At 74.4% G+C, this 21,630-nt stretch carries 6 protein-coding genes (1 of these 6 cut by a window edge); all 6 read right to left on the bottom strand.

The window, feature by feature from the left end; genetic code table 11:
• Positions 1-7: 7 nt before the first annotated feature.
• Entirely contained in the window at positions 8-1,033 is a 1,026-nt protein-coding gene (ispH, locus tag ACFV9D_RS10745) for a 4-hydroxy-3-methylbut-2-enyl diphosphate reductase (protein ID WP_385143891.1), read from the bottom strand.
• Positions 1,030-4,779 (bottom strand): ABC transporter ATP-binding protein, encoded by a 3,750-nt coding sequence (locus ACFV9D_RS10740; protein ID WP_385143889.1) that lies wholly within the window; start codon positions 4,777-4,779, stop codon positions 1,030-1,032. The genes ispH and ACFV9D_RS10740 overlap by 4 nt, the downstream gene beginning before the upstream one ends.
• A 68-nt stretch (positions 4,780-4,847) precedes the next feature.
• On the bottom strand, positions 4,848-5,468 hold the full coding sequence (locus tag ACFV9D_RS10735) for a 4'-phosphopantetheinyl transferase family protein (RefSeq protein WP_385143887.1): 621 nt from the start codon (positions 5,466-5,468) through the stop codon (positions 4,848-4,850).
• Positions 5,469-5,472: 4 nt separating this feature from the next.
• Positions 5,473-5,682 (bottom strand): MbtH family protein, encoded by a 210-nt coding sequence (locus ACFV9D_RS10730; RefSeq protein ID WP_385143885.1) that lies wholly within the window; start codon positions 5,680-5,682, stop codon positions 5,473-5,475.
• A gap of 98 nt (positions 5,683-5,780) precedes the next feature.
• On the bottom strand, positions 5,781-7,025 hold the full coding sequence (gene ccrA / locus ACFV9D_RS10725; protein WP_385143883.1) for a crotonyl-CoA carboxylase/reductase: 1,245 nt from the start codon (positions 7,023-7,025) through the stop codon (positions 5,781-5,783).
• Positions 7,025-21,630: the 3' portion of a non-ribosomal peptide synthase/polyketide synthase gene (locus ACFV9D_RS10720; RefSeq protein WP_385143881.1), read on the bottom strand. The gene runs 3,598 nt beyond the window's last position; only the last 14,606 of its 18,204 coding nucleotides appear in the window; its start codon lies beyond the right edge, outside the window — the gene reads right to left on this strand; the stop codon is at positions 7,025-7,027. Before ACFV9D_RS10720 ends, ccrA begins: the two co-directional genes overlap by 1 nt.

Raw genomic sequence — 21,630 nt, 5'->3', positions numbered from 1 at the left:
GTTCTGCTCACAGGGCCTCATCGGCCAGAGGGGTCCGGGGGACACGGCCGGTGATGGGGTCGGCCAACCGGGCGGGCATGGAGAAGACGACGTCCTCGGCGATGCCGTCGTCCAGTTCGACGTCGTGGTAGCCGAGTTCGGCGAGCCGGTCGACGAGTCGGCGGACGAGGATCTCCGGGGCGCTGGCGCCGGAGCTGACGCCGATGCTGGACGCGGTGGCGAGCCAGGACTCTTCGAGATGGCCGGCGTCCGGAACGAGGTGCGCGGCGCTGCCGTGCTCCCGGGCGACCTCGACCATCCGGATCGAATTGCTGGAGTTGCGGGAGCCAACGACAAGGACGAGGTCGTTGCGGCGGGCGAGCGCCTTGACGGCGTTCTGGCGGTTCTGGCTGGCGTAGCAGATGTCGCCGTCGGCCGGGCCGGCGAGGTCGGTGAACCGGGCGCGCAGCGCGTCGACGACCCGCCGGGTCTCGTCGAACGACAGGGTGGTCTGGGTCAGGTACGCCACCGGGGCGTCGTCCGGCAGGTCCAGGGCGGCGACGTCGTCCTCGTTCTCGACGACGATCGTCCGCTCGGGGGCCTCGCCGCGGACTCCCTCGACCTCCTCGTGGTCCGCGTGGCCGACCAGCAGGATGGTCCGGCCGTCGCGGGCGTAGCGGACGGCCGCCTGGTGGACCTTGGAGACCAGCGGGCAGGTGGCGTCGATGACCTCGAGCCGGCGGTCGGCGGCGCCGCTGCGCACGGCGGGCGAGACGCCGTGGGCGGAGAAGACGCAGACGGCGCCCTCGGGCACGTCCTCCTCGCTGTCGACGAAGCGGGCTCCGCGCTTCTCCAGTTCGGCGACGACGTGGTGGTTGTGCACGATCTCCTTGCGCACGTACACCGGGGCGCCGTGGAGGTCGAGGGCGCGTTCCACGATGCCGATGGCGCGGCGCACCCCGGCGCAGAAGCCGCGCGGCTGGGCGAGGACGACGCGCTTGGCCCGTTCGTCGGCCGGGACGTCCGGGGCGGCCGTCGGGATGGTGGCGCTCATGAGGCGTTCCGTTCGTAGGAGGCGGTGGTGAGGGTCGTGGGCCGGGGGGCGGGGGCCGTGGGCGAGTGCCCCTGGGAGGCCCGCCACAGCGCGGCGTAGATCCCGTCCAGGGCGAGCAGTTCGTGGTGGGCGCCGTCTTCGCGGACCCGGCCGCCGTCGATGACGACGATCCGGTCGGCGCGCGAGGCGAGGCTGAGCCGGTGGGCGACGATCAGGGCGGTGCGGTCGGCGACGAGGCGTTCGGTGGCCTGGTTGACCAGGGCCTCCGTGGCCAGGTCGAGGGCCGCGGTGGCTTCGTCGAGCAGGAGGACGTCGGGGCGGACGAGCTCGGCGCGGGCCAGCGCGATCAGCTGCTGCTGTCCGGCGGAGAGGTTGCGTCCGCCCTCGGCCACCCGGTGCTCGTACCCTTCGTCGAGCGCGCTGAGGGTCTCGTGGGCGCCGACCCGGCGGGCCGCGTCGGCGATCTCGGCGTCCGTGGCGTCCGGCCGGCCGTAGGCGATGGCCTCGCGAACGGTCCCGGCGAAGAGGTACGGGTCCTGGGGGACGACGCCGAGCCGCTGCCGGTAGCCGGTGAGGTCCAGGTCCCGCAGGTCGGTCCCGTCGATGCGGACGGCGCCGCGGGTCGGGTCGTGGAAGCGGGCGACGAGCTTGACGAGGGTCGACTTGCCGGCGCCCGTGGGGCCGACGAAGGCGACGGTCTGGCCCTGCGGGATGCGCAGCCGGATCCCGGTCAGCGCCGGGCGGCCGTCGCGGTACTGGAAGTCCACGTCGTCGAAGACCAGTTCGCCGCGCAGGGACCGGACGGGGAGCGCGTCGGCGGCGGCGGGCGTGGTGCTGCGCAGCCGGAGCAGGTCACGGATCCGCAGCAGGGACACGCGCGCCTGCTGATAGCCGTCGAAGAGCTGGGAGAGCTGCTGGACCGGGACGAAGAACAGGTCGAGATAGAGGAGGTACGCGACGAGCGCGCCGACCGTCATGGCGCCCGCGGCCACCCGGTGGGCACCGACCGCGAGGACCACGGCGGTGACGCAGGCGGCGAGGAACTGGATGAACGGGAAGTAGCGGGCGGACAGGAGCTGACCGCGGACGCGGGCGCGCCGGTAGGCGTCGCTGTGCCCTGCGAAGGCGGTGACGACCGACTCCTCGCGGCGGAACGCCTGGACGGTGCGCATGCCGGCCGCCCCCTCCTGGAGCGCGGCGTTGACGACGGCGAGTCGCTCCCGTGCCTCGGTGTAGCTGCGGGCGGAGACCCTGCGGAAGACGGCGGTGGCGAGGACGATCGGCGGCAGGACGGCGAGGACGACGAGCAGCATCCCGGCGTCGGCGACGCCGAGCGCCACGAGCACGCCGAGCAGGGTGAGACAGCTGACGAGGACGCTGATCAGGCCGGTCTGGAGGAAGGAGGAGAGCGAGTCGACGTCGGTCGTCATCCGGGTGAGGGTGCGGCCGGACGCCTCGTTCTCGAAATGGTCCAGGCCCAGGCGGTGCAGATGGGCGAAGACCCGGATCCGCAGCGCGTACAGCAGCCGCTCCCCCGTGCGTCCGGTGACCCGGACCGCGCTCCACTGGACGGCGTACTGCGCGAGGACCAGGGCGAGCGCGGCGAGGGAGGCCGCGCCGACGGCGCCGAGGGCGAGGCGCTGGGCGCCGCCCTCGATGCCCTGCCGCAGCAGGAACGGAAGGGCGAGCCCGGCGAGCGCGTCGGCGACCACCAGGGCGAGGCCCACGGCGAGCGGCAGCCGGTGGTCGCGCAGCAGGCGGCGCAGCCCGAACTCGCCCTCGCCGCGCGGGGCGCGGGCGGCCTCCGTCTCGTCGACGCCGGGGGTGTCGAGGGCCGGGGGCAGCGCCGCGACCCGGGCCTTCATCCGAGCGGCGGCCGCGGACGGCGGCGCGGGGACTCTGGGGGTGCGCGCCGTGGCGGCAGACTGCGGTGCGGGGGCCTGCCCGGTCGGTTCGGGGGTCCGCTCGGTCGGGGCCGCGGCCGGCTGTCCGCCGCGGGCCGGGGTCTCGTCGGGCTCGTGCTGGAGGATCGTGCGGTAGAGGGCGCAGCGGTCCGCGAGTTCGCGGTGGGTGCCCAGGTCGACGATCCGGCCTTGGTCGAGGACGGCGATCCGGTCCGCGAGCGCCAGGGTCGAGCGGCGGCGGGCCACGATCAGGGTGGTGCGGCCGCCGGCCTGGGCGCGCAGCGCGTCGTGGACGTCGCGCTCGACGCGGGCGTCGACGGCGGAGGTGGCGTCGTCGAGGACGAGGACGCGAGGCGCGGCGGCGAGGGCCCTGGCGAGGGCGAGGCGCTGGCGCTGTCCACCGGACAGCGCGCCGCCGCGTTCGCCGAGCACCGTGTCGTAGCCGTCGGGAAGGGCGGTGACGAAGGCGTGCGCCTGGGCGGTACGGGCGGCGGCGTGGACCTCCGCGTCGGTGGCGTCCGGCCGGCCGTAGCCGACGGCCTCGCGGATCGTTCCGGCGAACAGGGCGGTGTCCTCGGGCACGGTGGCGACCGCGGCCCGCAGGGAGTCGAAGGTCAGGTCGCGCACGTCGGCACCGCCGATCCGCACCGCGCCCTCGGAGACGTCGTGGAAGCGGGAGAGCAGCAGGGCGAGGGTGGACTTGCCCGATCCGGGGGCGCCGACGACGGCCAGCGTCTCGCCGGGGGCGATGCCGAGCGAGAGGTCGGTGAGGACGGGCCGGTCGGGTCGGTAGCCGAAGGTGACGCGCTCGAACTCGACGCCGAGGGCGCCCTGTCGGGGCAGCTCGCCCGCGCCCTCGGTCACCAGCGGGCGCGTGTCGATCACTTCGAGGACGCGCTCCACGCCGGCGCCGGCCTGCTGGCCCATGGTGAGCAGCGCGGCCAGGGTCTTCACGGGGCCGACGAGCTGGGCGAGGTAGGCGGAGAAGGCGAGGAAGGCCCCGAGGCTGAGTTCGCCGCGGGTCGCCAGCCAGCCGCCGACGGCGAGCGCGCCGACCTGCCCGAGGGCGGGCACGCACTGGAGGGCGGGGCCGTAGCGCGCGTTGAGCCGTACGGCCCGCATGCGGCCGGCGAAGAGCCGGCGGGCGGCGTCGACCAGCCGGTTCATCTCCCGCTGCTCCTGGCCGAATCCCTTGACGACGCGGATGCCGGCGGTGGAGCTGGCGACGACTCCGGCGACGGCGGCGGCCTGGTTCTGTGCGTGCCAGGTGGCGGGGTAGAGCCACGTGCGGCTGCGGCGTCCGATGAACCAGAGCGCCGGCACGAGGGCGAGCGCGACCAGGGCGAGCAGGGGGGAGAGCGCGGCCATGAGGGCCAGGGAGACCAGGAGCAGGGCCGCGCTGGAGATCGCGGTGGGCAGGGTGGAGACGAGGCCGAAGACCATGTTGAGGTCGCCGGAGGCGCGTCCGAGCAGCTGACCGGTGCTCAGTTCGTCGCGCCGTATGCCGTCCATGCGGGACAGCGAGCGGAACAGGTCCACGCGCAGGTCGTGTTGGACGTCGGCGGCGAGCCGTCCGGCGTACAGGCGGCGCAGGTACGCGGCGAGGTAGCCGAGTGCGGCGACGGCGAGCAGCGCTCCGGTCCACAGGGCGGCGGAGCGGGCGGGGCGCAGGACGACGTCGTCGACGATCACCATCGTCACGAGGGGGACGAGGGCGCTGGTCGCGGTGGTCAGGAGGGCGGCGAGGACCGCCACGAGGACGCTGCGCCGATGCCGCAGGCAGCGGCGCGTCAGCCGCCCTGTCCAGGAACCCCGTTCGGTGTCGTCGGTGTGGGTCGTCATCCCGCGGCCTCCTCTCGTCGTGGTGGTGTGGGTGGTGTGGCTGGCGGTGGGGTGTCGGCGGTGGTGCGTCAGGGGTCGCAGCGGCGCAGGTCGACCGGGGCGCCCGGGGCGCCCAGGCCGGCGACCGCGAGGACGTGCGGGCCGGGGCCGGTGGGAAGGACCGTGCAGGCGGCCCCGGTTCCGCCGGGCAGGGCGCGCAGGGCGGCCGCCCGGGCGGGGCGAGGGGGCCAGTGCGGGGGGTGGGACAGGGGCTGGGTGAGCCCGCCGTGGGCGATCCCGTGGCCGCGGGCCTTGCCGACGGCCTCCTTCTGGGTCCAGAGCCAGTAGAAGGCGGGGACCCGGTCCGCCGCGGAGAGGCGGCCGAGCCAGTCGGCGTCCGAGGGGGCGAGCCAGCGCCGGGCGATCGCGAGAGCGGGCAGGGGCCGTACGGTCTCGATGTCGACGCCGACCGGGGCCCGGGCGGCGAGCGCCACGGCCCGGGCGCCCGGGCTGTGGCTCACGCTCACGTGCAGTCCGGCGGCGGCTCCGGTGAGCCGGGGGCGGCCGCCGGGTTCGTGGGCGAGCCCGATCCGGTGGAGCGGGCTGCCGGTCAGCTCCGCGGCGGCGCGCAGCAGCGTGGTGTGCGCCGCGCGCCGTTCGCCGGAGGCGACGGGACCCCAGAGCACCATGACGGCGTCGGGGCCGGTCACCGGGTCAGGCCGCCATCGCGCGGACGAGGCTCTTCGGGCGCATGTCGGTCCAGTTGGCCTCGATGTAGTCCAGGCAGGACTGGCGGTCGTTCTCCGCGAAGGCGACCTCCCAGCCGGCCGGCACCTCGGCGAAGTCGGGCCACAGGGAGTGCTGGCCCTCGTCGTTGACCAGGACGATGTAGCGGCCGTCGGCGTTCTCGAACGGGTTCGTCATTTCTTTTCCCTTTTCCTTTTCCCGAGGTGACTTCTTTTTTCCGTCGCCGATATTTCTAACGAATCCGAGAAAGTTCGGCAAGCCTTTCCGGAAATATTTCAGCGCATATCCGTGAGGCCCGGTTCGGGCGCGTTCACGAGCACCGCCACATTGCCCGGCGGCTGCTTGTTCTCGTAGACCAGCTGATGGGCCCGGCCGATCTCGGCGAACGGCAGGGCGAGGCTCAGGCAGGGGTCGATGTGGCCGGCGGCCACGAGGTCGATGACCGCCGCGGTCTGGCGCACGTTCGCTGCGTGCGAGCCCTGCAGCCGCTTCTGGAACATCCAGAGGAAGCGCAGGTCGATGTCGCCGTTGTAGCCGCTGGTGCCGGCGCAGGTGACGACCATTCCGGCCCGGTCGCAGACGTAGACCGAGGTCGGCAGGGTGGCTCGGCCCGGGTGCTCCAGGACGATCCAGGGATCTCTGCGCTCGCCGAGCGCGTCCCAGAACGCGCGGCCGAAGGAGCGGACGCCCGAGAGCCATTTCCCATAGGCGACGCCATCACTCGAATCGGGCAGTCGACCCCAGTGGTCGAATTCATTCCGATTGATGACGCCGTGCGCTCCCAGGCGCTTACAGTAGTCGAATTTATCGTCGTCCGACACCACGGCGATCGGAATTCCGCCGAAATATTTCACGAGCTGGATCGCCATGGATCCGAGGCCGCCGGCGCCGCCCCACACGAGGACGGGGTCGCCGGGGCGGACCGTGTGCGGGTGCCAGCCCATGAGCATGCGGTACGAGGTGGAGCCGCCGCCCAGGAAGCAGCCGGCCTCCTCCCACGTCAGGTGCGGGGGCTTCTTGTGGCACTGGTACTCGTCGGCCACGGTGAACTGCGCGAAGGAGCCGTGGTTCAGCTCGTAGCCCCAGGCCCGCTGGGAGCGGGAGGCGGTCGGGTCGACGCCGAGCCGGATGTCGGGGGCCGACTCGTCCCACTTGACGCCGCCGACGATGACGTGGTCGCCCACCTTGAGCTGCTTGACGCCCTCCCCCACGGCCCAAACGACTCCGGCGCCCTCGGATCCGGCGATGTGGTAGTCCAGCGGATCGCCGGCCCGCTGCCGGTCGGCGATGACGTCGGCGGGGGTACCGAGGCCCGCCCAGACGCCGTTGTAGTTGATCCCGGCGGCCATCACCATGACGAGCACCTGCCCCCGTCCGACCGGCGGCACCTCGACCGTCTCGACCTGGATCGACTGCTCGGGCGGGCCGTACCGCTCGCGCCGGGTCACCCCGGCGTACATGTAGCGGGGCACCTCGCCCAGCGGCGGCATCTCCCCCAGTTCGTACAACTCCCGGGTCATCAGCTGTCCTTCCGTGTGGTGCGTGCGTTCAGGTGGGCGGCGAGCAGGCCGCCGACGACGGCCAGCGGGGCGGGCCGCAGCATGTCCTCGTGCCGGCAGTCGACCGGGTGGACGGCGATGTCGCCGCCGACGTGCGTCCGCCAGCGCTCCGCCTTCTCGGCGACCGCGTCCGCGGAGCCGTTCGGTGTGCCGTTCGACGAGCCGTTCGCGGAGCCGTCGGAGGCGCCGTCACCCCCGTCGCGCGCCTGGCCGTTCGCGACGAACAGCAGCAGGTCGCCCGCGAACCGGCGCGGCGTGAACCCGGCGCGCAGCTCGACGCCGGTGCGGTACGCGTCCACGACGGCGCCCACCCGATCGGCGAGCAGCGCAGCGAGCGGCCCCCCGCGCGCCCGCAGCAGCGCGGCGCCCGCCTCGGGGGTCAGTTCCTCGCCGCCCCGGTCCGAGCCGACCCCGGCCGCGTCGAGGAGGGCTCCGAGGACCTGCCCGGCGGGGGGCACGACGACCGGGTCGCCGGGCCGGGCCGGGTAGGAGTCCAGGACCGCGACGGTCGCGACCTCCTCGCCGGCCTCCTCCAGGAGCACCGCGGCCGCCTGGGCGACCAGGCCGCCCAGCGACCAGCCCACCAAGTGGTAGGGGCCGGACGGCCGCACCGAGCGGATCTGCGCCACGTAGTCGGCGGCGACCTCCTCCAGGCTCTCCGGCCGGTGGCCGGGCTCGGCGAAGGCGCGGGCCTGCAGGCCGTACACCGGGTGTCCGGCGGGCAGGTGCCGCAGCAGGGCCGCGTACCGCCAGCTCAGGCCGCCCGCGGCGTGGAAGCAGAAGACCGGCGGGAGTTCGCCTCGGGTGCGCAGCGGCAGCAGGACGTCCAGCGCGCTCGCGGCGTCCGCGCCCTCGTCGTCGAGGGCGGCGCCGACTCCGGCGACCGTCGGCGCCAGGAACAGGGCCTGGATGCCGAGCTCGGCGCCGAGGACGGAACGGATCCGGCTGACCAGTCCGGCCGCGAGCAGCGAGTTGCCGCCGAGGGCGAAGAAGTCGTCGTCGATGCCGACTTCGGCGACGCCGAGGACGTCCGCGAACAGCCCGCACAGCAGTTCCTCGCGAGGGGTGCGCGGGCCGCGTCCGCCGCGCCCGGCGTCGGCGGGGACGGGCAGCGCTGCCCGGTCCAGTTTGCCGTTGGCGGTGAGCGGCAGCGCGTCGAGGGTGACGATCGTGGCCGGCACGAGGTAGTCCGGCAGCGTCTCGGCCAGCCGGGCGCGCATCTCCGCCGCGTCCGGGGCGGTTTCGCCGGGCGCGGGAACCGTGTAGGCGACGAGCCGCTTGTCGCCCGGCCGGTCCTCCCGGACGAGGGAGACCGCGTGGGCCACTCCGGGCAGGGCCGCGAGCGCGCCGTCGACCTCACTGAGCTCGATGCGGAAGCCGCGCAGCTTCACCTGGTCGTCGGCCCGGCCGACGAACTCCAGGACGCCGTCGGGGCGGCGACGTGCCAGGTCGCCCGAGCGGTACATCCGTGCCCCCGGCTCCCCGAACGGGTCGGCGACGAAGGAACGGGCGGTCAGCGCCGGGTCGTTCTCGTAGCCCCGGGCGAGCCCGGAGCCCGCGAGATACAGCTCGCCGACGGCGCCGGTCGGGACCGGCTCCAGCTCGGCGGACAGCACGTAGGCCGCCATCCCGGCCAGCGGGACGCCGATCGGCACGTTGTCCGGGACCGGGTCGCCGGACCGCATCACGTGGTGGGTCGCGAAGACGGTGGTCTCGGTGGGGCCGTAGCCGTTGCTGACGACCGTGCCGGGGCAGGCGGCGAGGACCTTGCGGACGGCGTCGGCGGGGACCACGTCGCCGCCGGTGCGGACTTCGCGGACGCCGGCGAAGCAGCCGGGCTCCTCCTCAGCGAGCCAGCGGAACAGGCCCGCCGTCAGCCACAGTCCGGTGACGCGCTCGGCGACCAGGAGCCGGGCCAGCGTCCGCAGGTCGACCTCTCCGGGCGGGGCGACGACGACGGTCCCGTGGTTGAGCAGGGTCCCCCACAGCTCCAGCAGCGCGGCGTCCCAGGCGTGCGAGGAGTGGAACAGCACCCGCTCCAGCGCGCCCGGGGCCCAGCAGGGCTCGTCGGCCAGCTCGACGACGTCGCGGTGGGTGACCGCCACGCCCTTGGGCACGCCCGTGGAGCCGGAGGTGAACATCACGTACGCCAGCCGGTCCGGCTGGACGGGCATGCCGGGGTCGGTGGGCTCCTGACGGGCCGTGCGCGGATCGGTGTCGACGGCCACGGTCGTGAGGGCGTCGCCCGGCTCGCCGGGCCAGTCGCCGGCGCGGGCCGCGTCGGTGAGCAGCACCCGCGCGCCCGCCCGGTCGAGGACGGTCCGCTGCCGCGGTCCGGGGTGCGCGGGCTCCAGCGGCACGCAGACCGCGCCCGCCTTGAGGACGGCGAGGAAGGCGACGACCAGTTGGGGCGACCGGTCGAGCAGGACGCCGACGCGTGCCTCCGGTCCGGTGCCGAGCTCGAGCAACAGCCGGGCCAGCCGGTTGGCGCGCTCGTCCAGCTCTCGCCAGGTGAGCCGCTCGTCGCCGAAGGACACCGCGACGACGTCCGGGGTGCGGGCGGCGAGGGCGGCGGCCCGGCCGTGAATCGTGTCGAGGAGCGTGCCGTACGGGCCGGACGGGTCGAGCGCAGTCCGCATGCCGCCGTCGGCGAGAGCGCGACGCTCCTCCCGGGACAGCCCGGGCGTCAGCCCGCCCACGCGTCCCACCGGCTGCTCCGGGTCGGCCGCGACCGACTCCAGGACACGGGTCAGCCGCTCCAGCAGGGCCGGCGCGGTCGCCGCGCCGATCACGTCGGGCCGGTGGTCGAGGCGGAACCGCAGGCCCTGCGCGCGCAGCGACGCGACCAGCAGCATCGGGTAGTGGGCCGCGTCCCGGCCCTGCACCGCGGTGGCGCGCAGCCGGGACGGGGCGCGCTCGGTGTTCTCCGGCAGCGGGTAGTTCTCGTAGACGAGGGCCGTGTCGAACAGCGGCCGGACGCCTGCGATCCGGTGCACGTCGGCGAGGCCGAGGTACTGGTGGGTGCGCAGGGCGGTCTGTTCGTCCTGGACGCGGGCCAGGGCGGCGCTCCAGCGCTCGGAGCGGTCGAACCGGACCCGTGCCGGCAGGGTGTTGATGAACAGGCCGATCATGTTCTCGGCGCCGGGGAGCTCCGGCGGCCGGCCGGAGACCGTGGTCCCGAACAGGACGTCGTCGCGGTCGAGATGACGGCCGAGGACCAGCGCCCAGGCCGTCTGGACCACGGTGTTCATGGTGACGCCGGCTCGGGCCGCGTGGGCCTGGAGGGAGGCGGTGAGCTCCGGTGACAGGTCGTGGACGATCTGCTCGGGCAGCGCGGGTCCCGCCGGCTCCCGGCCGGGGGCGAGCAAGGTGGGCTCCTCGACGCCGGCGAGCGTCTCCCGCCAGGCCCGCTCGCTCGCCTCGCGGTCCTGCGCGGCGAGCCAGGTGACGTACGAGCGGAACGGGGCGGGCGTGGACAGCGCGGAGGCGTCGCCGCCGTTCTCGTACAGGGTGACCAGTTCGCGCAGGAACAGCGGCATCGACCAGCCGTCGAGCAGGATGTGGTGCTTGGTGATGACCAGCCGGTGCCGTTCGGCGCCGAGCCGGATCAGCAGGAAGCGGACCAGCGGCGGCCGGCTCAGGTCGAACCGGCGCCCGCGGGCTGCCTCGGTGAGGGCCGCCAGCTCCCGCTGGACGGCGCCCTCGGGCAGCGCGCTCAGGTCGGCCTCGTCCCAGGGCAGGGTCGCGGTACGCGGCACGACCTGGACGGCCGTTCCGTTCGTGCGGTGGTGGAAACCGGCCCTCAGGTTGGGATGGCGGTCCAGAACGGTCTGGCCGGCGGTGCGCAGGGCCGCCGGGTCGAGCGGGCCTTCGAGGTCGAGGACCAGCTGGACGGTGTAGACGTCCGTGCCGCTGTCGTCCGCCTGGAGGGCGTGGAAGAACAGGCCCTCCTGGAGCGGAGTGAGGGCGAAGGCATCCTCCAGACCGCCGGGGGCGGCGGCGAAGTCGTCGATCTCGGGCTGGGTCAGCCCGGAGGTCGGCAGGTCGCCGGGGGTGAGGGCGCCGCCGCGCTCGGACTGGCCGGGGTCGGCGAGGGCGCGCAGGGCGGTGAACCACAGCTCGGCGAGCTCCTCCATCTCGGCGCGGTCGAAGAGACCGGCCGGCCAGGAGTACGTGACGTGGAGCCGCGGTCCGCCGTCGCCGTCCCGGGTCACCGCGTTGATCTCCACACAGTGGCCGAACGGCATGCCCGGGTCGGCGGGCAGCAGCGGGATCCGCAGGTCCGACGCGCTCGACCAGCCCGCGGTCCCGTTTTCGCCGAGCGTGTCGCCGCCGGTGCCGACCCGCCCCAGGTAGTTGAAGCCGATCTGCGGGGTGGCGGCGCCCGCGAGGGCGAGCGCGGTGTCCGCGTTCAGGTAGCGCAACAGGCCGTAGCCGAGCCCGTTGTCGGGCAGGGCCCGCAGCTGCTCCTTGATCCGTCCGAGCGCGGCGACGGTCGCGGCGCCGCCCTCCAGCGCCTCGTCCAGGTCGATCACGCCCGGGTCGAGCCGGACCGGGAACCGGCTGGTGAACCAGCCGACCGTACGGGACAGGTCGAGGGTCTCGTCGAGCTCCTCGCGGCCGTGGCCCTCCATGTCGACCAGGACGGCGTGGGAGGCGTCCTGGGTCCAGCGGCGGCGCCACCGGGCGACCGCGAGGGCCAGGCCGGTGAGCAGCACGTCGTTGATCTGGGTGCGGAAGCGGGCCGGCACGTCGGTCAGCAGCGCCGTCGTCAGGTCCGCCGGGAGGGCGGCCGTCAGGTGCTCGGCCGTCTCGCGGGTGTCGACGGCGGGGTCGAGGCGGCGCGCGCCGAGGAGCGGGTCGCGCTCCTGGGTCTGCCGCCGCCACAGCGGGAGTTCGGCGATCCGGGCCGGGTTCTGCGCCTCCATGACGAGGGCCTGCGCCCAGCGGCGGAACGTCGTCCCGACGGGGGCGGGCCGCGGTTCGCGGCCGTCGCGCGCGGCCTGCCAGGCGGCGGCGAGGTCGGGCAGCAGGATCCGCCAGGACACGCCGTCGACGACGAGGTGGTGCAGGAGGACGAGGAGGAAGCCCTGCTCGTCCGGGCCGGCGTCGAACCAGACGACCTGGAGCAGCACGCCGTTCTCCGGGTCGAGCCGGCGCCGGGCCGCCTCGCCGTGCGCCGACACCGCCGCGGCGAGGTCGCCGGCGTCCCGTACGTCGACACGGGTGACACAGGCGCGGGCGTCGACGCTGCCGCGCGGGGCCGTCTCCAGGTTCCAGGGCAGGCCGAGTTCGGCGCCGGTGAGCCGGGCGCGCAGGACGTCGTGGTGGTCCACGACGGCCTGGACGGCCCTGGTCAGCGCGTCCTGTCCGAGGTCGCCGGGGACGCGCAGGAGGACGGACTGGTTGAGGCCCTGGAACGGGCCGCCGAGCTGGTGGAGCCAGCGGACCACCGGGGTGCCGGGGATCGCCCCGATGCCGTCGTCGGCGACGGGCGCGGCCTCCGCGGAGGCGGGCCGGATCGCGGTCACCAGCTCCGCGACGGTCTGGTGGCGGAAGATGTCCCGCGGGGTGACGACCAGTCCGGCCCGGCGGGCCCGGCCGGCGACCTGGATGGCGTTGATGCTGTCGCCGCCCAGGGCGAAGAAGTTGTCGTCGGCGCCGACTTCGGCCAGGTTGAGGACCTCGCCGACGATCCGGCACAGCAGGACGTGCGGGTCGTCGTCGGCGGTGACGTGCTCGCCCGACGTGGCCGCCTTGGCGGCGGGGGCGGGCTGCTCGGGGGCGGGCAGCGCGGCCTTGTCGGTCTTGCCGTTGACGGTCAGCGGGATGCGGTCGATCTCCATGAGGACGGAGGGCAGCAGGTGCGCCGGCAGGGCGGCCCGCAGGTGCGTCCGCACCGCGCCGAGGTCCAGGTCGTGGCCCGCCTCGGGCACGAGGTAGCCGACGAGCTGCCGGACGCCCGGGCGGTCCTCGCGGACGGTCGCCACGGCGCGCGCGATGCCCGACGCCTCGGCCAGGGCGGCCTCCACCTCGCCGAGTTCGATGCGGAAGCCGCGCAGCTTGACCTGGTCGTCGGCGCGCCCCACGAACCGCAGACGGCCGTCGCGCATCCGGCTGACCACGTCGCCGGTGCGGTACATCCGGCTGCCTGCGGGGCCGAACGGGTCGGCGACGAAGCGCTCGGCGCTCAGGCCGGGCCGACCCAGGTAGCCGCGGGCCACGCCGATCCCGGCGACGTACAGCTCGCCGGGGACACCGACGGGGACCGGCCGCAGCCGGTCGTCCAGCACATGGACGCGCATGTTGGGCAGCGGCCCGCCGATCGGCGGCACGCCGGCCTCGGGCGCGAGCGGCCCGGCCATGGTGCAGGACACCGTGGTCTCGGTGGGCCCGTACGCGTTGAACATGCGCCGCCCGGGCGCCCACGTGGCGACCAGGCCGGCCGGGGCGGCCTCACCGGCCGTCACCAGGGTGCGGACCGTGCGCAGGCTCGCGGGCGACAGCTGGGCGAGCACCGCCGGAGGCAGCGTCGCGTGGGTCACGCCCTGCTCGCGCAGCAGCGCGGGCAGTTCGGCGACCTGGAGCAGCATGTCGGCCGGGCCGAGCACCAGGCACGCACCGGCGGACAGCGGGGTGCAGATCTCCGACATCGCGGCGTCGAAGCTGAGCGACGCGAACTGGAGCGCCCTGCTCCCCGGACCCATCGCGTACGGACCGGTCCTGGCCAGGACGATGTTGGGGATGCCGCCGTGCTCGACGACGACGCCCTTGGGGCGGCCGGTGGAGCCGGAGGTGTAGATGACGTACGCGGGCGTGCGGGCCGTCAGCGGGGCGGTGCGGTCGGCGTCGACCGGGTTCCGCGGAGACCGGTCGGCGAGCGCGGCGACGGTGTCCGGGGCGTCGAGGACGATCCGCTCGGCGTCCACCGAGTGCGGGACCCGCGCCTCGGCCTCGCCGGTGGTGACCACCAGGCGCGGCCGGGCGTCGTCGAAGAAGTACGCGATGCGGTCGGCGGGGTACTCGGTGTCGACGGGCAGGTAGGCCGCGCCGGACTTCAGGACGGCGAGCACCGCGACGACCATCTCCGGCGAGCGGGGCACCGCGATCGCCACGACGGACTCGGGACCCGCGCCCCGCCCGATCAGCAGATGGGCCAGCCGGTTGGCGCGCTCGTTCAACTCCGCGTACGAGAGGGTGACCTCGCCCGCCGAGAGGGCGGGCGCGTCCGGCGTGCGGGCGACCTGGGCCTCGATCAGCTCCGGCACGAGGAGCTCGGGCAGGGGGCGCGCGGTGTCGTTCCAGCCGTGGAGCAGCTGGTCCCGCTCGGCCGCGCTCAGGATGTCGACGTCCTCGATACGGCGGTCGGCGTCCGCGACCACGGCCCGCAGCACCGTGACGAACCGCTGGGCCATCGCCTCGACGGTCTCGCGGTCGAACAGGTCCGCGGCGAAGGCCACGGTGCCGTGCAGACCCGCCGGCGCGCCCTCGTCGGAGCGCTGCTCGGAGAGCCGCACCGACAGGTCGAACTTGGCGCGTCCCGCCCCGTCCCCGACGGGCTCGCCGACGGCGTCGACGGCCAGTCCGGCGAGGTCGACGTCGGCCCGGGAGACGTTGTCCAGGGAGAGCATGACCTGGAAGAGCGGGTGGTACGCGGGCGACCGTCGCGGGCCGGCCGCGTCCACGACCCGTTCGAACGGGACGTCCTGATGGGCGTAGGCGGCGAGGTCGGTCTCCCGGACCCGGGCGAGCAGCTCGCGGAAGGACGGGTTGCCGGAGGTGTCCGTGCGCAGCACCAGGGTGTTGACGAAGAAGCCGACCAGGTCGTCGAGCGCCTCGTCGCCGCGTCCCGCCACCGGCGTGCCGATCGGGACGTCCGTGCCCGCGCCGAGGCGCGTCAGCAGGCCGGCCAGCGCCGCCTGGAGGACCATGAAGACCGTGGTCCTGCTGGAGCGCGCGAGGTCGAGCAGACCGGTGTGCAGCTCGTCGTCGAGCGAGAGGGACACAAGACCGCCGTCGTGCCCGGCCTCCTCCGGCCGGGGCCGGTCGGTGGGCAGGGCCAGGACGTCGGGGAGACCCGCGAGGGTCTGCGTCCAGTGGGCGAGCTGGCGGGAGATCTCGCTGTCCGGGTCCGCTTCGTCGCCGAGCAGCTCGCGCTGCCACAGGGCGTAGTCCGCGTACTGGACCGGCAGCGGCGCCCACTGCGGCGCACCGCCCTCGCACCGGGCCGTGTACGCGGCGGCCAGGTCCCGTACGAGGGGCCGCATGGAGGAGGCGTCGCCGGCGATGTGGTGCAGCACCAGTACGAGGACGTGGTCCTCCGGACCGAGCTCCAACAGCTGGGCGCGCAGCGGGAGATCGGTGTCCAGCGCGAAGTCGACGCGCTGCGCGGCTGCCACGGCCGCGTCGATGCCGGACTCCTCGACCTGGACGACGTGCAGGTACGGACGCGCTTCGGCCGGCTCGAGGACGACCTGGGCGGGCGTGCCGTCGGGGGCCGGGAAGACGGTGCGCAGGGACTCGTGGCGGGTCACCACGTCGGCGAGCGCGGCCTCCAGCGCGAGGGCGTCCAGCGGGCCGCGGAGCCGGGTGACCATCGGGATGTTGTACGTCCCTGCCGTGGCGCCCAGCTCGCTCAGCGCCCACAGGCGGCGCTGGGCGTACGAGAGCGGGACGTCGGCGGGCCGCGGCTGCGGGACGAGCGCGGGCCTGGTCTCCGCTCCGCGCTCCAGGCACGGGGCGAGGGCGGCGACGGTGGGGGTCTCGAACAGAGCACGGACGGGCAGTTCGACGCCGAGGACCGAGCGGATCCGGGAGACGAGACGGGTCGCCAGGAGCGAGTGACCGCCGAGGTCGAAGAAACTGTCGTCGATCCCCACCCGGGACAGACCCAGGATCTCCGCGAACAGACCGCACAGGATGTCCTCCTGCGCCGTCCGCGCCTCACGCCGAACCGCTCCCGAGGCCGCAGGGGCGGGCAGCGCCTTGCGGTCGGTCTTGCCGTTCGGGGTCAGCGGTACCGACTCCAGGGCGACCACGGCGGAGGGGACCATGTATTCCGGCAGCACGTCGGCGACCGCGCGGCGAACCGCCTCCGCATCCAGGGCCGTTCCGTCCACCGGAACGACGTAACCGACGAGACGACGGTCGTTCGGGGAGTCCTCACGGACCATCGCCACGGCACGCGCGACGCCGGGGACGCCGGCGAGTGCGGACTCGACCTCGCCGAGCTCGATGCGGTAGCCGCGGACCTTCACCTGATCGTCGACACGGCCGACGAACTCCAGCACGCCGGACTCCGTCCAACGGACCAGGTCGCCGGTCCGGTACATGCGCGTCCCCTCGGCTCCGAAGGGATCGGCGACGAACCGCTCGGACGTCAGACCGGGTCGGTTCAGGTACCCCTGGGCGACGCCGTCGCCTGCGATGTACAACTCACCGGCCACACCCGGCGGGACCAGACGAAGCCGGCTGTCCAGCACGTAGACGCGGGTGTTCGCGATGGGGGCGCCGATCGGCGTACGACCGTCCCCCGAAACGAGCGCCTGGGTGGACCAGATCGTGGTCTCCGTGGGTCCGTACATGTTCCACACCGACGCGCCGGCGTCCGCCAGCTCCGAGGCCAGCCGACCGTCCAGCGCCTCACCACCGACCAGGATCCGCAGGTCCTGCGCAGCCTCCGGGTCGGCTTCCATCAGCGCACGCCACAGACCAGGAGTCGCCTGCATCACCGACACGCCCTCGGCCCGCACCAGCCGGCCGAGCGCGGCTGGGTCGCGCACCACATCACGATCCGCGACCACCACGACCGCGCCCGACACCAGCGGAAGAAACACCTCCAGCAGCGAGATGTCGAACCCGAAGGTCGTCACCGCCAACCACTTCTCCCCCGCCGACAGACCCACCTGAGAACCCATCGACCACAGGAAATTCGTCAGCGCGCCATGCGGCACCACCACACCCTTCGGACGACCCGTCGAACCCGACGTGTACAGCACATACGCCGCATCCTGCTCTGACACCCCGCACTCCACCGCCAACTCCGCAGCGGGCTCGACCGCGTCGAGAAGCACCACCGGGACACCGATGTCGTCGGGCAGCCGGTCCGCGGTGCCACGGGTCGACAGGATCACCGAGGGAGAAGCGTCGGCGAGGATGTAGGCGATCCGGTCGGCCGGGAAGTCCAAGTCCACCGGCAAAAACGCCCCGCCCGCCAGACCCACACCAAGCATCGCCACCACCGCATCCACCGAACGCGGCACCGCCAACGCCACCACCGAACCACGACCCACACCCACACGCGTCAGCTCATTCGCCACACCCACCGCACGCGACCACAACTCCCCATACGACACACGCACCTCACCACACACCACCGCAAGCTCACCCGGAGCCGACGCCACACGCTCCGCGAACCACACCGGCACCACACCCACCGGCACCACGGCGCCCGACGCGTTCCAACCACTCAGCAACCGATCACGCTCAGCGGCGTCGAGGATCTCGACGTCGGCGATGGAGCGGTCGGGGTCGGCGACGGCCGCGCGGAGCAGGCGCTCCAGGCGGGCGACGATCGTGTCGACCGTCTCGCGGTCGAAGAGGTCCGCGGAGTAGTCGGCGACGCCTTCCAGGCCGTTCGGGACTCCGTTCGCGGTGTGCCGCTCCCCGAGTCCCAGCGAGAGGTCGAACCGGGCCCACGCGGACGCGCCGGCCTCGGCGGACGCGGACAGCCCCGGCAGTTCGAGCGCGGCGTCACGCGAGTTCTGCACGGTCAGCGTCACCTGGAACAGCGGGTGACGGGTCAGCGACCGCTGCGGGTTGAGCGCCTCGACGATGCGCTCGAACGGCAGGTCCTGGTTGGCGTACGCCGCGAGGTCGGTCTCCCGGACCCGGGCGAGCAGCTCGCGGAAGGACGGCGCGCCGGAGGTGTCGGTGCGCAGCACCAGGGTGTTGAGGAAGAAGCCGACGAGGTCGTCCAGGGTGTCGTCGGTGCGGCCGGCGATCGGGGCGCCGATCGGGATGTCGTCGCCCGCGCCGAGCCGGTTGAGGACGGACGCGAGTCCGGCCTGGAGGACCATGAAGAGGCTGGTGCCCGTGGCGCCGGCCAGGGCCAGGAGCTGGCGGTGCAGCTGGGCGTCGAAGGAGAACCGCAGCTTCGCGCCGCACTGCGCGCCGCTGAGCGGCCGGGGCCGGTCGACGGGCAGGGCGAGCTCTTCCGGCAGTCCGGCCAGGGCCTCGGTCCAGTGGGCGAGTTGGCGGGAGATCTCGCTGTCCGGGTCCGCTTCGCCGCCGAGCAGCTCGCGCTGCCACAGCGTGTAGTCCGCGTACTGGACGGGGAGCGGCGTCCACTGCGGGGCGGCGCCCTGGAGCCGGGCCGCGTAGGCCGTGGAGAGGTCCGCGGCGAGCGGGGCGAGGGACCCGGCGTCGCCGGCGATGTGGTGCAGGACGAGCACGAGGACGTGCTCGTCCGCGCCGGTGGCCAGCAGGGCGGCCCGCAGGGGCGCCTCACGGGTCAGGTCGAAGCCGCTGCCGACCAGCCCGGCGATCAGCGTCTGCGGGTCGGTGTCGCCGGAGGCGTCGAGGACGGTGAGGCCGACGGGCTCCGCCGCGCCGTCGAGGACGGCCTGACGCGGTTCGCCGTCCGCGGCCGGGAAGACGGTCCGCAGGCTCTCGTGGCGCAGCACCACGTCGGCGAGCGCGGCGCCGAGGGCGTCCCGGTCGAGGGCCCCGCTCAGCCGGAGGACCATGGGGATGTTGTAGAGGGGGCTCGCCGGGTCCATCTGGTTGATGAACCACAGGCGGCGCTGGGCGAACGACAGCGGGATCACGTCGGGCCGCTCGGCCGGCGCGGGCGCGGGGCGGGCCGTGCCGGCCCCGTCGAGGCGCTCGGCGAGACCCGCGACGGTCGGGGCCTCGAAGAGGGCCCGGATGCCGAGCTGGACGCCCAGCACCGCGCGGATGCGGCTGAGCAGCCGGGTGGCGAGCAGCGAGTGTCCGCCGAGCTCGAAGAAGCCGTCGTGGACGCCGACCCCGCCGACGCCGAGGACCTCGGCGAACAGGCCGCACAGGATCGCCTCCTGCGGCGTGCGCGGCTCCCGGCCCCGTACCGCCGCGGTCTGCTGCGGCGCGGGCAGGGCCTTGCGGTCGGTCTTGCCGTTCGGCGTCAGCGGCAGCGCGTCGAGGACGACGACGGCCGACGGGACCATGTACTCGGGCAGGACGGCGGCGACCTGGCGACGGGCCGCCTCCTCGTCCAGGGCGGCGCCTTCGACGGGCACGAGGTAGCCGACCAGGCGGCGGTTGCCGGGGGTGTCCTCGCGGACGGCCGCGACGGCGCGGGCGGCGCCGGGGACGGCCGCGAGCGCGACCTCGACCTCGCCGAGCTCGATGCGGTGGCCGCGGATCTTCACCTGGTCGTCGGCGCGGCCGACGAACTCCAGGGCGCCGTCGGCGCGGCGGCGCACCACGTCACCGGTGCGGTACATGCGCGTGCCGGCGGGGCCGTACGGGTCGGCGACGAAGCGTTCGGCGGTGAGGGCGGTGCGGTTCAGGTAGCCGCGGGCCACGCCGCCGCCGGCGAGGTACAGCTCGCCGGGGACGCCGACCGGGACCGGGGTGAGCCGCCGGTCGAGGACGTACGCCTGGGTGTTGCGCAGGGGGCGGCCGATCGGGACGGCTCCGTCCGGCAGTTCCTCGCCGGGGGCGATGCGGTGCTGGACGGCGCTGACCGTGGTCTCTGTGGGGCCGTAGACGTTGAACAGCGCGCCGTCGGGGTGCCGGCGGCGCCAGGAGGCGACGGAGGCCGCGGTGAGGGCCTCGCCGGCGACGAGGAGTTCGGCGCCGGCCGAGGCCTGTTCGACGGTGTCGGTGAGCAGGCCGAGGTGGCTGGGCGTCACCTTCAGGAGGCTGAAGTCCTTCTCGACGGCGCCTTCGAGGAAGTCGGTGAGCTGGATGTGCCCGCCGACGGTGAGCGGTACGTGCAGCGAGGTCACCGTGGTGTCGAAGGAGACCGAGGAGTGCAGCAGCACGGCGCCCGCGACGCCCTCGTAGTCGGCGACGGCGCCCGCGATGTAGTCGGCGAGGCCGGCGTGCCGGACGACGACGCCCTTCGGGTTGCCGGTGGAGCCGGAGGTGTAGATGACGTACGCGGCGTGGTCGGGCAGCAGGGGGCCCGTACGGTCCGCGTCGGCGGGGTCGTCGGCGCGGTGCCCGGCGAGTTCGGCGACGGTCGTCGCGGCGTCGAGGGCGAGGACCGGCTGCGTGGCGCCCTTGGGCAGGTGCGGCACGACGTCCTGGGTGGTGACGACGAGGGCGGGCGCGGAGTCGGCCAGCATGTAGGCGATGCGGTCGGCGGGGTACTCGGTGTCGACGGGCAGGTAGGCCGCGCCGGACTTCAGGACGGCGAGCACCGCGACGACCATCTCCGGCGAGCGGGGCACCGCGATCGCCACGACGGACTCGGGACCCGCGCCCCGCCCGATCAGCAGGTGCGCCAGCCGGTTCGCGCGCTCGTTCAGCTCCGCGTACGTGAGGGTCACGTCGCCGCCGGACACGGCCGGCGCGCCCGGCGTGGCGGCCGCCTGCGCCTCGATCATCTGCGGCGCCAGGAGGTCCGGCAGGGGGCGGGCGGTGTCGTTCCAGCCGTGGAGCAGCTGGTCGCGCTCGGCGGCGCTCAGGATGTCGACGTCCTCAATACGGCGGTCGGCGTCCGCGACCACGGCCTTCAGGATGGCGACGAACCGGTCCGCCATGGCCTCGACCGTCGCGCGGTCGAACAGGTCCGTGGCGAACTCGGCGAGGGCGTCGAGGCCGGCGGGCGCGCCGTCGGCGGTGAGGCGCTCGTTGAGGCCGAAGGACAGGTCGAAGCGTGCCACGCCGCCGCTGCCCGGCTCGGCGCCGATGGTCAGACCCGGCAGCGCCAGGGTGGGCTGCGCGGTGTTCTGCAGGGCGAGCACGATCTGGAAGAGCGGGTGACGGCCCAGCGACCTGGGTGGGTTCAGGGCCTCGACGAGGCGCTCGAACGGCACGTCCTGGTGGGCGTAGGCGGCGAGGTCGGTCTCCCGGACGCGGCCCAGCAGTTCACGGAAGGACGGGTTGCCGGAGGTGTCGGTCCGCAGCACGAGCTCGTTGATGAAGAAGCCGACCAGCTCCTCCACGGCGTCGTCGGTGCGGCCGGCGATCGGTGTGCCGATCGGGATGTCCGTGCCCGCGCCGAGGCGGGTCAGCAGGCTGGCAAGCGCCGCCTGGAGGACCATGAACAGGCTGGTGCCGGACTCCCGGGCAAGGGTCAGCAGCTGCCGGTGCAGCGCGGCGTCCAGCTCGAAGCGGATCCGCTCGCCCCGGTGCGAGGAGGCGTCGGGGCGGGGCCGGTCGGTGGGCAGGGTCAGCTCGTCGGGGAGGCCCGCGAGGGTCTGCGTCCAGTGGGCGAGCTGGCGGGCGATCTCGCTGTCCGGGTCGGACTCGTCGCCGAGCACCTCGCGCTGCCACAGGGCGTAGTCCGCGTACTGGACCGGCAGCGGCGCCCACTGCGGCGCGGCGCCCTCGCACCGGGCGGCATAGGCGTCGC

The organism is Streptomyces sp. NPDC059875 (genome assembly GCF_042731085.1).
Classification (GTDB): Bacteria; Actinomycetota; Actinomycetes; order Streptomycetales; family Streptomycetaceae; genus Streptomyces.
The sequence above is the reverse complement of the archived record's forward strand: the minus strand, read 5'-3'. Positions and strand labels throughout refer to the sequence as shown.